We start from the raw sequence: 14,469 nt of genomic DNA, 5'->3' as shown, positions 1-14,469 counted from the left end.
CTACGACGATGTCGTAATTAGGGTAGCCTACCCTTATTGGGCGGTTTTAGGGCGGTCTGCCCGGTAGAGCAGCCCGGCGGCGACCAGCCCACCGATCAGCACCGCAGCAGCGCCCGCCAACTGTCCCGTCTCCAGCGCCGAGGCGAAGGCGACAGTGACGGCCTCCCGCTCGGCTCCGTCGCGGGCGGCGGCCAGGGCGGCGGGAAACGATCCGGCGCCGGCCAGGGCCGCCGGCAGCAGGGCGGCGAACCGGGCGTTCAGCACCGCACCCAGCACCGCGATGCCGAGACTGCTGCCCACCTCGGTCATGGTGCCGTCGACACCCGCGCCCGCGCCGGCCTTCTGCGCCGGGATGGCGCTCATCACGGCCTCGACGATGGCCGGGTTGGCCAACGCGCACCCGACACCCATCACGAGCAGCCCGGCCAGCAGCACCCCGTACCCGTCGGACGGGAAGAGGGTGATCAGCGCGAGACCGCCCGCGAGCAGCGTCATACCGATGGCGATGGCGGCGGCCAGGCCGAGCCGACGGATCACGACCGCGACCGCACCGCTGACGTTGAGCAGCACAATGGACAGCGCGAAGGGCGCCATCCGCAGACCGGCTTCCCAGGCGGGATAGCCGCGGACGAACTGCAGATGCTGGGTGAGCAGGAACAACGCGCCGGTGGCGCCGAACGTGATCAGCACGACCCCGGAGATCGCGCCCACGAACCGCCGGTCCTGGAAGAAGTGCATGTCCAGCATGGGGTGCGGGATCCGCCGCTCCCAGCGGACGAAGAAACCGAGCAGGAGTACGCCGGCAGCCGCCACCCCGAGCACCTCAGCCGACGTCCACCCGTGCTCCGGCCCGGAGATGATCGCCCAGACGACCGCGGTCAGGCCGGCGGTGGAGAGCGCCGCGCCCACCACGTCCAGGCGGCCACCGGCCGGGTCACGGGACTCGGGTATCAGCGCGCGAGCGACGAACAGGCAGACCAGCACGATGGGCACGTTGACCAGGAAGATCGCGCCCCACGGCAGATGCGCGAGGATCGTGCCGCCGATCGGTGGCCCGACGGCGAAGCCCAGCGCGCTGGTGGCCGCCCAGATGCCGATCGCTCGGGACCGCTCGCTGGCGTCGAAGACCTGCATCGCGACCGCGAGCGTCGAGGTGATCAGCAACGCGCCACCGACACCCATGCCGGCCCGGGCCGCGATCAGCTGCCCGCTGGTGCTGGACAGCCCGGCGGCCAGCGAGCCGAAACCGAACAGGGCGAGCCCGGTGAGCAGCATCCGACGACGCCCGTACCGGTCGGCGGCGCTGCCGGCGGTCAGCAGCAACCCGGACAGCACCAACGCGTACGCGTTGATCATCCATTGCACGTCGGCGGTGCTGGCGCCCAGCTCGGTGGTGAGCACCGGCACCGCCACGGTCAGCACTGTGTTGTCCAGCACCACCACGAGCTGCGCGACGCAGAGCACGGCCAGGATCAGCCACCGCTGCGGCAGTCGCGCCGAGGCCGTGGTGCCGCCGGCCGGCTGAGTGGTGTCGCTGGCCGGCTGAACCGTGGTCACGCCACGGCCTTCACGCCATCCACCGTCGGGTGCTCCGCCGTCGAGCCGACGGGACCGGGCCTGCGGGGGAATCGCCGCTGGTGGGCGAGGCCGAGGACGACACCCGCGGCCACCAGCACGATGGCCGCGATCGCGACCGGCGGGTAGCCGACCCCGTCGGCGGCCGCGAGACCGATGGACGAGGCCACGAACGAGCAGACCAGGCCGAACGACGACAGGACGGTGAAGTCGGTGCCACCGGTGTCGGGGCGCGAATAGTCCATGTTGACGGTGTAGAGCACCACGTTGGCGATGGTGTAGGCCACCATGAAGCAGCAGAGCGCGGCGACCGTCCCGCCCAGTGGGGCGCGACCGTTCATCAACGGCAGCAGCAGCAGCGTCGACACCGTGAGTGCCACGCCGCCGACCACGAGCACGCCGCCGCGCCCGAACCGGCCGATGCCGAGCCCGGCGACCAGGCCCGCCACGATGGCCGGGACGCTGGTCACCACTCCGGTGACGACGCCGATGCGGCCCAACGACCACCCCGCGTCGACCAGGGCCGGCGTCACCAGGGCGTACGCCATCCCCGCCCCGACGTAGACCAGCGGCACCACGCCGAACGTCCACCACCGGCAGCCCGGCTGGCCGAACACCGACAGCAGCGCCCGGTAGGCCGTGCCGACCTTGGCCACCCGGTCGGTACGCGGAGGTTCCCGGAACCGCCACACGACCACCAACCCGACCGCCGTCATCGCGGCCAGCAGACCGATCGCCGCCGCCCAACCGAACTGGTCGTAGACCAGGACGCACGCCCCGCCGCCGAGCAGGTTGCCGAGGTAACTCGCGGCGACCTGGATCCCGTTACCGGTCCCCCGGCTCGACTCGGCCAGCATCCGGACCGCCACGGCGTCCACGGCGATGTCCTGCGTGGCGGAGAAGAAGACGTACGCGGCGCAGATCGCGACGATCGGGCCGAGCGCGTCGGCCGGGTCGGTGAACGGCAGCAGCGCCAGCAGAGCGAGCACCAGGGCGGTCTGGAGCACGAGCAACCAGGATCGGTAGTGGCCGCGGTGCCGCGAGCCGTACCGGTCGAGGATCGGCGCCCAGAGGAACTTGATGGGCCAGATCAGGCCGACGATCTGCAACAGGGCCAGCGTGTCCAGCGAGGTGCCGCCGTCGCGCAGGATGGCGGTCAGCCCGACGGTGATGAAGCCGACGCCGAGGTACTGCGTGACGTACAGCGCGGTCAGGGTGCCGAGCCGACCCTTCATGCGGCTTTCCAGTAGCCGAGGGAGGTCACCCGGTCCTTGTCGACACCCAGCGTTCGTCGGATGTGTCGGGTGATGCCACGGGTGGTGGCCGCCTCGCAGGCCACCCAGTAGTGCCCCGCGCCGCTGGTCGGCAGGGCCGCGCAGACCGTGTCGACGAGGTGTTGACCGTCGTCGCGCCGAGGCACCCAGGTGACGTCGTGGTGCGCCCGGGCCCGCAACGCGAGAGCCTTCTCGCCCTCGTGGGCGTACTCCAGCCACACGGTCGCCGGGATGTCGGCGCTGGCGTCGAGCAGGCTGTTCACCGCGGGCAGGGACGCCGCGTCGCCGACGAGGTAGAGGTGCTCGGGCGCCGGGTCGGGCAGGTCGAAGGCGCTGCCCTGGACGGTCGCGCTGATGGTGTCGCCGACCTGGGCGGTGGCGGCCCAGCGGGCGGCGCAGCCGTCGTGGATGGCGAATTCGAGGGTGAACCGGCCGGTGAACGGGTCGGGGTCCACCAGGGTGTACGCGCGCTGGTGTGCCCGACCGTCGTTGTCGAACCAGAGCCGGATCCACATCGTGGGGTGCACCCCGCACGCCTCCAGCAGGCCGCCGCCGTCCAGGAGGAGCCGCTGATAGTGGCCGTCGATCGACTCGGTGCCCAGCACGGTCAACCGAAAGTCCCGGCCTCCCATGGCCTTGAGGACCAGGGCCTCCCAGTTCCGTTTCACGCACCCCTCCAGGTAAGGTCATCCTTGGTTAGGAGAGGTTAACCTAAGTCGCGCCCCGGACGGAACAGAGGACAGCGCCCGATGACGTACCTGGAGAAGATCGCCGGTCTCGGTGAGTTGTCATTGGTGACCGTCGACCCCGACCGGCACGCCGCCCTCCTGCACGGCTGGGTCACCCAACCTCGAAACTCGTTCTGGGGCATGGGTTCGCACACCCTGGAACAGGTACGCGAGATTTACGCCTTCGTGGACAGTCTGCCGACGCACCACGCGTACCTGATCATGGTCGACGCGGAGCCGGTCGGCCTCTTCCAGACCTACCAGCCCGAGGCGGACCCGGTCGGCGAGCGCTACCGCGTGCAGCCCGGTGACATCGGGATGCACCTGCTGCTCAGTCCCGACCGGCGCCTCGCCCGCGGCCTCACCAACGTCGTCGGCCCGGCCCTCGCCCGCTTCCTGTTCCGCGACCCGGCCGCCCAGCGGATCGTGGTCGAGCCGGACATCCGCAACCACCTCGCGCTGCGCCGACTGGAGATCGAGGGGTTCACCTTCGATTCGGAGATCGACATGCCGGACAAGCGGGCCCAGCTGGCGTTCCTGACGCGCGACCGGTTCGACGCAGACCATTCGATGCCGGCCTGAGCAGCGGCGCCGCGACGTCGGTAGGTCTTCTGCGCGGCATGCTCACTCGGCCTGCGGGGTTCCGGTCGCGCCGGGCCGACCGTCCAGCGCGCTCAACTCGGCGGCCCGGGCCTGCTGGATCCGGCCGGCGAGCGCCTTCAGCTCCGGGCTGCCCCCGGCGGTCTGCTCGCCCCGGCACAGCACCACGGTCTGCGCGAGGTGCGCCCGCACCAACGCGGCGGCCCGGGACGGCACCTCGGTATCGGGAGCGGCGCGCAGCTCGGCGAGGCTGGCGTCGGTGACCATGCCGGGCATCTGGTGCCCCTCGTGGATGTTCTGCTCCGGGACGTTGCCCGCGGCCAGCAGCCCGCGCAGGTCCCGCAACTCGGCCTGGTGAGCAGCCCGGAGGTCGTTGAGCAGTGCCCGCAGCGACGGATCCGCGCCCGCCGACCGGCTGTCGACGTGGTCGATCAGCGCGAGCGCACCCTCGTTCATCGGGATGAGCAGTTGGATGAAGGCGTCATCGGTGCTGTTGAGCACCACCAACGCGGTCGGCGCCGGACCGGCCGGCAGGGCTGCGGCCGACGGGGCTGCGGCCGACGGGGATGCGGTCTGGTCGGCGCGGCCCCAACCCTGGCTGAGCCCGACCGCCACCGTCGTCACGACCACTGTCGCGACGACGCCGACGATCCGCCCGGCGCGGCCACCGAACGCCGGGCGTCTGGTCGTGGTCGGCTGCTGGCCCACCGGCGCGTCGCCGCTCAACGGGCGGCCTGGAACGCGCGACCGACGACTGTCGCCTCGGTGCCGTTGCTGAACAACCCGGAGCGGTCCTTGTCCGTGGCGGGCAGGCCGAACCACGCGTACCGCTGCACATAGGACAGTTGGCCGAGCATGGTGGTGGCCGCGGTGAGGAACGCCGCCTGCTGCTCCTGACCGGGGAACTGTGCGCCGCCGCTGTCGAAGCGGATCAGAGCGAACTCGGTCAGCCAGATCGGTTTGCGGTACCGCTGGTGGACGGCCTGGAGATATCGCCGGAGCTGGTCGACCGCGGTGCTGGTCGTGAAGTCGGCGCCGAACCAGTGCAGGGTGATGAAGTCGACGCGGTGGCCGCGGGCCTGGGCGCCGGTCATGAACCTGTCCAGCCAACCCTGCGGATCCGGCCCGCCCCAGGCGACCGCCGGGCTGCCCAGTCTGCTGCCCGTCGCCATCAGTTGCGGCCACAGGTCCAGCGCCTGCTCGACGGTCATGTTCGCCTGCTCGGGCATGTCCGGCTCGTTGAAGGTGAGCAGATCCGGCCCCGCCGCCCTGGCCCGGGCCAGCTCCGTGGCGGTGACGTTCTCCGCACTGCGGATCATGGGCACGAACGTCACACCGCGCGGCGTGCTGATTCCCGGGTGCTGGGTGCCCCAGGTGTAGTACCAGCCGGCCTTCGAGTTCGCCAACGCCTGACTGGCTCCGGCGAAGTTCCACACTCCGACGCCCTTGCGGGCGGAGCTGACCGCCGGGACGACCGGAGCCTTCGACGAGGGGCGTGCGCTCGGTGACGGTGCGACGCTCGGGCTGGCCACGGCGGTGGGCGCGGCGGGCGGCGGTGCAGCCCACGAGGGCGCTGGTGGGTCCTCCGGCAGGATCACCACCGCCATGGTGATGGCGAGAACGGCCGCTGCGACCCCGGCGGCGAGGGACGGGACCAGGCCACGGGGGCGGTTCACCGCGAGGTCGACGATGCTCGGGCCACCGCCGCCGTCGGAGGGCACACCGCCGGGCGGGGTCGTCCCGGCGGTGTGCCCGGCCGTCGGGCCCGGGGGGTGATACCCGACGGCCTGCGCGGCAGCCGGGGGTGCGGCCGCGCTCGGAAAGTGGGCGCTCAGACCCGCCGGCAACGGCAGCATCGGCAGACCGGCGAGCAGCCGGTCGATCGGTAGGAGCGTGGAGCCCAGTCGCCCACAGAACGCGCAGTCGCGGACGTGTCGGGCCAGCCTCTTGCGCCACAGCGGGCTGGGAGTGCCGTCCCACTCGCCGCTCACGGCGCGCAGGTCCGGGCAACCGGGGCGGGCGCCGAGCGCGCGTACGACGCCCCGGGCGCTCTGGATCTGCTCCTTCATCCGGTGGATCCGCACGGCGACGTGCCCGGGTGACAGCCCCAGCGCGTCGGCGACCTCGGCGCGGGTGATCTCGCCGGTCTCCTCCAGCCACCACAGCGACAGCAGCTCCTGGTCGTCCGGGTCGAGCCAGCGGGTCGCCTCGGCGACCTCGCGTCGCTGGTCGGTGAGGCCGAGCCGGAGGATGGTCATCCCCGCGAAGTCGGAGGCCGGGTCCGGCACGTTGTGGATCGCGTCGAGCCCCGCGTCGCGGTTGAGCGCGAGCCGTCGGCGCTGCTCCCAGTCACGCACCTGACGGATGGCGATCGCCACCAGCCACGAGCGGTACGCCGCCGGGTCGTTGAGCGCGGGCAGGTACCGGATCACCCGTACCAACGTCTCCTGGACCACGTCGTCGACGTCGGCGTGACCGCGCAGCGCACGCCCGACGATGTTGTAGACCAGCGGGAGCGAGGCCGCGACGACGTCATCGAGGGCGCGCTGGTCGCCCTGTCGGGCCGCGACGACCAACCCGGCATCGGGTAGTGCTCGACCGGCTGACGACATGGGTGTCACTCCTTGTGTGCTCGTCCGCGCGGCACCCGCGCTGCGCGTTGACCGCCCTCAGGATCGGAGACTGGCAGCACCGGGTCGGATTACAGAATTCTCGGCTGCTGGCGGGGCGGATGCGATCCCGGGGCCTCGGCGGCGCATGAGGGGTGCGGAGGGCGGGTATGGTGCGGGGTGTCGGTGTCGCCGGGCGTTCGCCCGTGCACGAGGCACCTGATCGGGCGCCAGTGTGAGCGCCGCATGTCACGAGGTCGCACGGCGAGAGCCGGGGCCCGGACGCACTCCTCAATGGAAGACAGGAATCTGCATGACATCGAACGACAATGGTCGACCGGCCCTGTTCCTCGCCACGTCGAACTCCGACGTGCTCGACGGGTCGATGGCGACCTTCGACGGCAGCGAGGAGGCCATGCTGCGGCTGCGCCATCCGTTCGCGGTGAAGCCGGCCCAGCAGGCCCCGATCGTCGGCGACGAGCCGGACCCGCAGGGCTGATCGGGGCGGTTCTCACCCGTTTCGAGCACCATCCACCTGCGCCGGATCGTACTTTCGGCTAGTAAACATTCAGTATTTCGGGTAGTGTCCGGGTCATCAAGTGAACGACATGACGCGGCGGCGAGGCCCGTGCTCGTGGCCTTGCGACAGCGCACCTTCGCCCGTACGTGCGCCCCGGCGTCAGCCGGTTCGGAGACCCCTTCCGGTCGACTCGATCGACGGGCAGTGCGGGAAGGACCACTCCCATGGCCATCATCGTCGACACCGCGACCAGCACCAGCATCGACCAGCGGCGCACTGAGCAGAGCCCGGAAGACCTCCTGGCCGCCCTGGCGGCGACGCCGGCCGACGACTCTCGCCGCCCAGCCCTGCGCGACCGCACCATCGAGGCGTGGCTGCCGCTCGCCCGGCACCTGGCCCGCCGCTACGGCGGTCGCGGCGCGCCGGACGACGACCTGGTCCAGATCGCCTCGGTCGGTCTGATCAAGGCTGTGGACAACTTCGACCACAGTCGAGGCGTCGACTTCGCCGGGTACGCCATCCCCACCATCATCGGCGAGATCAAGCGCTACTTCCGGGACCGCACCTGGGCGATCCGGGTGCCCCGCCGCCTCCAGGAGCTACGCCTGTCGATCAGCGCGGCCAACAGCGTCCTGACCCAGACCCTCGGTCGGTCGCCGACCGTGGCCGACATCGCGTCCTACCTGGACGTGACCGAGGAGATGGTGCTGGAAGGGCTGGAGGGCGCACGCGCCTACCGGGCCACGTCGCTGTCCACGCCGATCGGTGGCGAGGGCAGCCGGGAGCTCGGCGACACCCTCGGCGGCCACGACCACGAGTTCGACGTCGTGGAGATCAGGGTCGCCCTCGGCCCGGCCCTCGCCACGCTGCCGGAGCGCGAGCGCGAGATCCTGAGCCTGCGCTTCCACGGCAACCTGACCCAGTCCCAGATCGCCGACCGGGTCGGTGTCTCGCAGATGCACGTCTCCCGGCTGATCAACCGGTCGTTGGCCACGCTGCGTCGCCACCTCTCCGGCGACAACTCGTTCTGACCGTCGGCGTCGTCGACCTCTCAGAGTTGGACGACGTGACCCACCCGCGGCGGCGTACGACCCGCGAGGACGTCGGCCCAGGCCCGTTGCAGGGCCTCCGGCCCGACACCCACCTGGACGTCGAGCCACCCGCTGACCACTGCGGTGAAGCGCTGCCAGGCCTCGGTGAACCGTTGGTCGAGCCCTTCGCGGCCCCAGTCCTGGCCGCGCTTGCGCATCTGGACCGGCGCGAAGAACACCTCCTCCGCAGCGGCGGCGTTCGGTGTCTGGTTGGTGAGCCCGACCGCGATGTCCCGGACGAGCCGGTCGCCGAGGTGCTGGCGCAGGGCGGCACGGGTCGAGGGCGCGCCGGACAGGTCGAGGTAGACGGTCGGGACCGTGTCGAGGGCGCTGATGTCGTCGTACGGAACGACTTCGTCATAGCAGCCGAGTGACCGGGTGAAGGCCAGGTTGCCGGGTGAGGTGAGCCCGACCAGGCGCGGCCCGCGACCGCGCAGCTCGAACGCGGCGGCGTACGCGGTCTTGCTCGACGCCGATGACACCAGCAGCGCCTCGGCACCGTAGAAGCCGTTGTCGACGACCTGGTCGGCCAGCATGAACGAGGTGAAGAACAGGGGCCGGAACAGGATCAGCAGGTCCTCCTGGTCGGCCTGGTACGCCGGGTCGCCGGTGGTCGACCGGTACGCGTTGTACGGCGACGGCAACTCGGCCCGGTGCGGGCTCGCGTCGCGGAACCCGGACGCGTCCACCCGGTCCGGCCGCACCACGAGGTGCCCCGCGGGAGGCAGGTAGCCGTAGACCCGCTGCCCCACCTCGACACCGGCAACCGTCGAGGCGACCACCTCGGCGAAACCCCAGAGCGGCGGGAGGCCCCACTGCGGCCCGAGCCCACGGGCCGCCGGCGGAAAGAACTCCCAGTAGCGCATCGCGTCGCCGAGCACCGCGTAGGTCACGTTGTTGGCGGTGAGGCCGACGCGGTCCACCCGCAGCAGCGCCTCACCATCGGCCACCTCGGGCGTGGCGCCATCGACGAGCGTGCTCCGCCCGAGGTCGTCACGCGCCACGGCGAAGGTCCATGAGTCAGCCATGAGCTGACGCTAGACAGCGCCACAACCGGAGACAAGTGCACTGCGAGTGCAAAATCCCACTGCTGCGGTCAGTGGCGGTTCGCCGCGAGGTCACGCAGGTGCGCGAGCGGCAGGTGCGGCGGCCGCCACTCCACGAAGAGCGCCGTCGCGTCGTCCTGAAGCTGGTCGTCCTGGTACCCGACGACGGCGCGTACCAGGCGACGCATCGTCTCCGGGCTGGGCAAGCCGTCGTTGAGGGCCCGGTTGACGAAGTCGACCAGCCGGTCCAGCCCGAAGTGCTCACCCTCGGCGCTGCGCGCATCGGTGATGCCGTCGGTGTAGGCGAGGATGCGGTCGCCCGGGTGCAGATCCTCGACGTGCACCTGCGGGCGGTGTGGGGTCAGATGACCCAGGCCGAGCGGCAACGCGGTCGGCCCTGGCAGCTCACGGATAGCCTTGCCGTCGCGCAGCAACATCGCGCCGGGATGACCCGCGTTGATCGCGCTCAGCCGGCCGGTCCGGCGGTCCAGTTCGAGGAGCAGCCCGGTCGCGAAGAAGTTCGGGTGCTCGGATCGCACCCACCGGTCGATGCTGATCGCCGTGTCGACCAGGTCGAGGCCACACCGGCGGGCGTTGCGGTACGCGCTGACGACCAGCGAGGCCAGGGTGCTCGCCTTGATGCCGTGCCCGCAGGTGTCGAAGAGCCCGACGCTGAGCACGTCGTCGTTGAGCGCGTAGTCGAAGATGTCGCCGCCGACGTCGTAGCACGGTTCGAGGATGGCGGTGATCACCAGGTCGTCGGTGGCGAAGGTCAGCGGTGGCAGCAGGCCCCACACGATCTCGGCCGCGACCTGCATCGGGAGCCGGCGCCGCATCCGCTCGACCACGTCGCCGTAGAGCCGGCGGTTGACCAGGATCTGGGCGATGGTGACAGCCACCTCCCAGGCCGGCCCGTCCATCGCCTCGTCGGCGGCCGTCGGCGCGACGATCTCCAGCACGCCCATCCGCTCGCACCCGAGCAGCAGCGGCACCCAGACCCGGTCCGGGTTGTCGGGCGCGCGCTGGATGGTGAGGTTGGTGAAGGCCCGGCCGGCGAGGGTCGTCTCGATCGACAACTCGTCCCGGTCGAGGCCCGCGCCGAGCAGGGGCACGAGCAGGGACTGCGTGTAGTCGGCCAGATAGAGCACCATCTCGCTGGCGTCGAGGGCGGGGGCCGCCTCGGCGATCAGCTGAGACAGCTCGTCCGGCCCGCCACGGGGCGCGTTGAGCTGAAGCCAGCGCACCACCTCGCCGACGTCGCCCACGCTCCACCTCCCCCCGAGTCCTCCCCCGACCGCGGGAGCACGTAGTGCCAGCGTGAGGCTACCCTGCCCCACCCAGTTCAACAGTCGCGGTCACCGGCGGTGGGGCCTGCACCATGGCGCTGAGCAGCGCGGGCACCGACACGGTGGCGAAACCAACCCGGGCGTCACTCGCCCCGTACGGCACCCACAGCTCACCGTCGTGCACGAGTGCCCCACAGGAGTAGACGACGTTGGGAACGTACCCGTCCCGGTCGTTCTCGTCGGGTGCCAGGAGCACGCCGGGCAGGTGCGCGACGACCCGCTCCGGTCTGTGCAGGTCGAGCAGGAGCGCGCCGATCGCGTACCGGCGCATCGGCCCGACCCCGTGGGTGAGGACGAGCCAACCCGCGTCGGTCTCGATGGGAGACCCGCAGTTGCCGACCTGGATCAGCTCCCAACTCTCGCCCGGGGCGTGCAACGGGGCCGGAGCCTGCCAGCGGTTGTCGCTGTCCAGAGTGGTCAGACCGATGGTCTCGCCGTCGGCACGGCACAAGGCCAGGTGCCGGCCGCCGACGGTACGCGGAAACAGCGCGATCCCCTTGTTCCGGGCACCCGGCCCGCGCATCGGGGTCATCTCGAAGCGGCGCAGGTCACTGCTGACCAGCGCACGGGTGGCGATGCTCCGGCCGTCGTAGGCGGTGTAGGTGGCCCGGTACACCGGCCCGGACTCGTCGACGAACCGGACGAACCGCGCATCCTCCATGCCGTTGCTCTCTGCCGGGGTGGCCGGCCAGAGCACCCGTTGGTGCAGGGCCGTGTCGGCGGGAAAGGCCGTGGCGTAGCTGCCGGCGTTGGTGCGACGCAGTTGTTCGAGGGTGCCCAACCCGGTGCTGCGAGAGAGCAGATCGGGTGGCAGGTTGGCGAGCACCCGCTCGAAGGTGGCCTCGTCGTACCACTCGGGCAGGGCGTCGAGCACCGTGGCGGCGACCTCGTTGTCGCAGTCCTCCTCGGCCAGGCCGGCGACGAGCAGGTCCCGACGGTGCCGTACGCCCACCCGCTGCCCGACGGCCAACGGACCGGACCGGTCGGCGACCGTGAGCTGCCGCCCTGGTCCGATGACCGCGGTGGCGAACCCGATGGAGGACACGTGCCCCTCCCCTACCTGGCGCAGGCTGACGGCGACGCGAAGTTGCCCGGCGCCGAGCTCGGTCTGGTCCGGGTGGGCCACCATCGACGGGTTGCAGAGGGCGGCGGCCTCGACGGCGTACTCGTGGCTGAAGTAGGCGCCGACCAGCAGCCGGCTGGTCGGCGAGAGGTCCCCGGCCCGCGCGGCCCGGTGCCCGACCAGGTCGTAGTGGTGGTGGAACGTGCCGGCCAGGTCGCGGTGCCGGGCGCCGAAGCGGTCGAAGGTGTCCCGCAGCAGCCGGCCGGTCTCCTCGTCGCCGAGGCGCGCGACCCGGTCGATGAGTGCCCGCGCGCGGGTGCGTACCACCGCGGCGTCCTCACCCGGGACGAAGAGCTTGATGATGACCCGGCGTGGGTCCGGGGTGAGGGTGACGTCCTGACGGACGGCCAGGCTCCGGGTCACGACCACCGCCGGGCGTGCTGCAGGGTGGAGATGAGCGCGAGCGTGGACTCGGCGCCCTGGTTGAGGTTGGGCCCGTGCGCGGTCAGCCCGTCGTAGCCACCGCCGGTCGCCGGATCCCACATCGGGGTGCCGAGGTCGTTGTCACCGAGGAACCACCCGACCGACTGCCGCACGCCGACGTCCCACCCGGGGTCCCCGGTGACAGTGGCAGCGGTGGCGCAGGCGTCCGCGAAGGCGGCGACCTCGATCGGCTGCTGGTCGTGGTGCAGTCGTACGGCGCCGCGCCGCCACCCCCCGGCGGGTACGACCGACAACCGCCCGTCGCGGAGCTGGGCCTGGTGCAGCCAGGTCAACATCAGCAGGCCGTCGTGGAGAGGTGGACCACCCTCGCGAAGCTGGCTGGCGGCGATGACCACCTCGGCGAGGGCCGCGTTCGCGTAGGTCAACTCCTGCCGTGGCCACGGCCACCGCGGGTCGGACCCGGCCGGGCCGACAGTGCTGGCGGCGTCCGCGAGCAGGGATGCCGCAGCGACGTGACCCGGGTGACGGCGGAGCACCTCGGCTGCGCCCAGACCGGCGAACGCCATCGCGTGCGGTGCCTTGGCGCGCCGGGTGGCACCCCGGCTGAACGCCACCAGCGCCTCCTCCCGTACCCAGGGCGCGGGGCTGCGGGCGACGGCAGTGCCCAGGCCCCACAGCGCCCGACCCCACCAGTCGCCGAGCCCTGGTTCGTCGGCCCAGCGCCGGTCGTGCCCGAGTCGGTTGTGGAACGCGCCGTCGGTGTCCTGCGCGTGGGTCAGGAACGCCAGGTAGCGCTCCGCGAGCCGGAGCAGCTCGTCGCTCGGCTCCGGCTCGCGGCTGACGACCACCAGGCCGCGAGCCACGTCGTCGGTGCAATAGCCGTGCTCGCGGCGGACGATGGCGTGCCGGGCATGCTCGAACAGACCGGTGTCGTCACTCAGCCGTGCCAGGTGCGCGAAGCTCGGCGGGGGCGCCGTCACCCAGCGCTCACCCGTCGCGGTCCGGGGGTGTCCGGTGGTCGCCGTCACGCCGGCACGGGGCTGACGGTGGGCGAGCGGGCGGCCAGGAGGTCTTCGGCGAGGGTCCCGTAGCGGGCCGCCACCGCCGGCCAGCGCAGGTCCGCGGCCAGCGGGCGGACCCGCCCGGCCAACCGGGCGGCCAGTCCCGGCTCGGTCAGGACCCGCCGGATCGCCTTGGCCAGCGCCGCCGGGTTCTGATGGGGTACGACCAGACCGGGCCCACCGGTCAGCAGCTCGACGGCGTGCGGGAACGCCGTCGCCACGACGGGCACCCCGGCGGCCACCGCTTCGATGAGGACGCCGGAGGTGACCTGTTCGCGGGAGTCGTAGGGCAGGACGACCACGTCGGCGGATCGGATCAGCCGGCCCAGTGCCTCCTGGCCGTGGTAGATGTCCTGATAGTCGACGGCGTGCGCGACACCCAGCTGGGCGCCGAGCTGGTGCAGCCCGGCCCGGTACGCCTCACCGTGGTGCTCGATCACCTTCGGGTGGGTCCGTCCGGCGACCGTGTAGGTCGGAGTCGGTTCCAGATCCTGCAAGCGCGCGAGGGCCCGCAACGACCACTCGATGCCCTTGCCCGGGCCGATCAGTCCCCAGGTCAGCAGGTGCGGGCGGGCACGCCGGTCGACGGGCACACCGGCAAGCTCGGCGGCGCCGTGCGGGATGACAGTCACCTTGCCCGCTGGCACTGCGTACCCGACGAGCAGCCGGTCCCGGGCGGTGTCGGTCATCGTGACGACCGCCCCGGCGGTGGCCACGATCTGCTCCAGCAGGGATTTCTGCCGGGCGGAGGGCTGGCTGAGGACGGTGTGCAGGACCACGATGCTCGGCACGCTGAGGCGCCGCAGCAACGGCAGGACCTCCTCGCCGTCGGTGCCGGGGTAGATGCCGTACTCGTGCTGGACGATCGCCACGTCGTACGCGTTGAGGGCGGCCGCCGCGTCCCGCCAGCCGGCCGGGTCCCGCGCCGACCAGGTGTGCACGACCCCGGGCGCGGGCCGTTGGTCGTCGCCGTGATCGGTGACCCGGACGATGCCGCCGTGGGTGCCGTCGGCAGTGAGCTGGGCGGCGAGGGCGGCGTTGAACGTGGCCAGGCCGCACCGGGTCGGTGGGTGGGTGCTGAGGAATCCGTAGCTGGGCATGAACGTCGTGCC

13 protein-coding genes are annotated in these 14,469 nt (G+C 71.8%); 3 read left to right on the top strand and 10 right to left on the bottom strand.

All coding sequences use genetic code 11. The features are described from left to right. Positions 1-33: 33 nt before the first annotated feature. The 3 genes from FBZ33_RS01660 to FBZ33_RS01650 are packed head-to-tail and all read right to left on the bottom strand — an operon-like array spanning position 34 to position 3,517. On the bottom strand, positions 34-1,557 hold the full coding sequence (locus FBZ33_RS01660; protein ID WP_141907769.1) for an MFS transporter: 1,524 nt from the start codon (positions 1,555-1,557) through the stop codon (positions 34-36). Next, on the bottom strand, positions 1,554-2,810 hold the full coding sequence (locus tag FBZ33_RS01655; RefSeq protein ID WP_141907768.1) for an MFS transporter: 1,257 nt from the start codon (positions 2,808-2,810) through the stop codon (positions 1,554-1,556). The genes FBZ33_RS01660 and FBZ33_RS01655 overlap by 4 nt, the downstream gene beginning before the upstream one ends. Continuing rightward, positions 2,807-3,517, bottom strand: coding sequence for a siderophore-interacting protein (locus FBZ33_RS01650; protein ID WP_141907767.1), 711 nt, complete (start codon positions 3,515-3,517; stop codon positions 2,807-2,809). The genes FBZ33_RS01655 and FBZ33_RS01650 overlap by 4 nt, the downstream gene beginning before the upstream one ends. Before the next feature lie 81 nt (positions 3,518-3,598). Here FBZ33_RS01650 and FBZ33_RS01645 point away from each other — a divergent pair, with 81 nt between their 5' ends. Beyond that, on the top strand, positions 3,599-4,159 hold the full coding sequence (locus FBZ33_RS01645) for a GNAT family N-acetyltransferase (RefSeq protein ID WP_141907766.1): 561 nt from the start codon (positions 3,599-3,601) through the stop codon (positions 4,157-4,159). Between the two features lie 42 nt (positions 4,160-4,201). Here FBZ33_RS01645 and FBZ33_RS01640 read toward each other — a convergent pair whose 3' ends face one another. Together FBZ33_RS01640 and FBZ33_RS01635 are read right to left on the bottom strand one after the other, a co-directional pair. After that, positions 4,202-4,903, bottom strand: a complete 702-nt coding sequence (locus FBZ33_RS01640; RefSeq protein ID WP_255508682.1) for a DUF305 domain-containing protein — start codon at positions 4,901-4,903, stop codon at positions 4,202-4,204. Next, positions 4,900-6,789 carry a sigma-70 family RNA polymerase sigma factor gene (locus tag FBZ33_RS01635; RefSeq protein ID WP_141907765.1) on the bottom strand — a complete coding sequence of 630 codons (1,890 nt, stop codon included), beginning with the start codon at positions 6,787-6,789 and terminating at the stop codon, positions 4,900-4,902. Before FBZ33_RS01635 ends, FBZ33_RS01640 begins: the two co-directional genes overlap by 4 nt. A 310-nt stretch (positions 6,790-7,099) precedes the next feature. On the opposite strand from FBZ33_RS01635, the gene FBZ33_RS01630 reads away from it, so the two are divergent. Together FBZ33_RS01630 and FBZ33_RS01625 are read left to right on the top strand one after the other, a co-directional pair. Continuing rightward, the gene (locus FBZ33_RS01630; protein ID WP_141907764.1) at positions 7,100-7,285 is read left to right on the top strand and encodes a hypothetical protein; all 186 of its coding nucleotides are present in this window, start codon (positions 7,100-7,102) and stop codon (positions 7,283-7,285) included. Positions 7,286-7,530: 245 nt separating this feature from the next. Further along, positions 7,531-8,337 carry a SigB/SigF/SigG family RNA polymerase sigma factor gene (locus tag FBZ33_RS01625; RefSeq protein ID WP_141907763.1) on the top strand — a complete coding sequence of 269 codons (807 nt, stop codon included), beginning with the start codon at positions 7,531-7,533 and terminating at the stop codon, positions 8,335-8,337. A gap of 20 nt (positions 8,338-8,357) precedes the next feature. Here FBZ33_RS01625 and FBZ33_RS01620 read toward each other — a convergent pair whose 3' ends face one another. The 5 genes from FBZ33_RS01620 to FBZ33_RS01600 all read right to left on the bottom strand — a co-directional run bounded on the left by FBZ33_RS01620 (position 8,358) and on the right by FBZ33_RS01600 (position 14,457). Beyond that, complete coding sequence (locus FBZ33_RS01620) at positions 8,358-9,425, bottom strand: DUF2855 family protein (protein WP_141907762.1); 1,068 nt, start codon at positions 9,423-9,425, stop codon at positions 8,358-8,360. Positions 9,426-9,493: 68 nt separating this feature from the next. Beyond that, positions 9,494-10,708, bottom strand: a complete 1,215-nt coding sequence (locus FBZ33_RS01615; protein ID WP_255508681.1) for a PP2C family protein-serine/threonine phosphatase — start codon at positions 10,706-10,708, stop codon at positions 9,494-9,496. A gap of 58 nt (positions 10,709-10,766) precedes the next feature. Beyond that, positions 10,767-12,275: a glycoside hydrolase family 130 protein gene (locus tag FBZ33_RS01610; RefSeq protein WP_141907761.1), complete on the bottom strand. Its 1,509-nt coding sequence runs from the start codon at positions 12,273-12,275 to the stop codon at positions 10,767-10,769. Beyond that, positions 12,272-13,324, bottom strand: a complete 1,053-nt coding sequence (locus FBZ33_RS01605; protein WP_141907760.1) for a glycosyltransferase — start codon at positions 13,322-13,324, stop codon at positions 12,272-12,274. The genes FBZ33_RS01610 and FBZ33_RS01605 overlap by 4 nt, the downstream gene beginning before the upstream one ends. Further along, a complete protein-coding gene (locus FBZ33_RS01600) occupies positions 13,321-14,457 on the bottom strand; it encodes a glycosyltransferase (protein ID WP_141907759.1) in 1,137 nt (378 codons plus the stop codon). The genes FBZ33_RS01605 and FBZ33_RS01600 overlap by 4 nt, the downstream gene beginning before the upstream one ends. Between the last annotated feature and the right edge of the window lie 12 nt (positions 14,458-14,469).

The organism is Micromonospora sp. A202 (assembly GCF_006715105.1).
Classification (GTDB): Bacteria; Actinomycetota; Actinomycetes; order Mycobacteriales; family Micromonosporaceae; genus Micromonospora; species Micromonospora zamorensis.
Note: the sequence above shows the minus strand (reverse complement) of the source record. Positions and strands in the feature narration are given on the sequence as shown.

What these genes read in the sequence shown, in the direction of transcription:
- FBZ33_RS01655 (WP_141907768.1), bottom strand. Translation starts at nt 2,810, where the DNA reads ATGAAGGGTCGGCTCGGCACCCTGACCGCGCTGTACGTCACGCAGTAC.
- FBZ33_RS01645 (WP_141907766.1), top strand. Translation starts at nt 3,599, where the DNA reads ATGACGTACCTGGAGAAGATCGCCGGTCTCGGTGAGTTGTCATTGGTG.
- FBZ33_RS01635 (WP_141907765.1), bottom strand. Translation starts at nt 6,789, where the DNA reads ATGTCGTCAGCCGGTCGAGCACTACCCGATGCCGGGTTGGTCGTCGCG.
- FBZ33_RS01630 (WP_141907764.1), top strand. Translation starts at nt 7,100, where the DNA reads ATGACATCGAACGACAATGGTCGACCGGCCCTGTTCCTCGCCACGTCG.
- FBZ33_RS01625 (WP_141907763.1), top strand. Translation starts at nt 7,531, where the DNA reads ATGGCCATCATCGTCGACACCGCGACCAGCACCAGCATCGACCAGCGG.
- FBZ33_RS01620 (WP_141907762.1), bottom strand. Translation starts at nt 9,425, where the DNA reads ATGGCTGACTCATGGACCTTCGCCGTGGCGCGTGACGACCTCGGGCGG.
- FBZ33_RS01600 (WP_141907759.1), bottom strand. Translation starts at nt 14,457, where the DNA reads ATGCCCAGCTACGGATTCCTCAGCACCCACCCACCGACCCGGTGCGGC.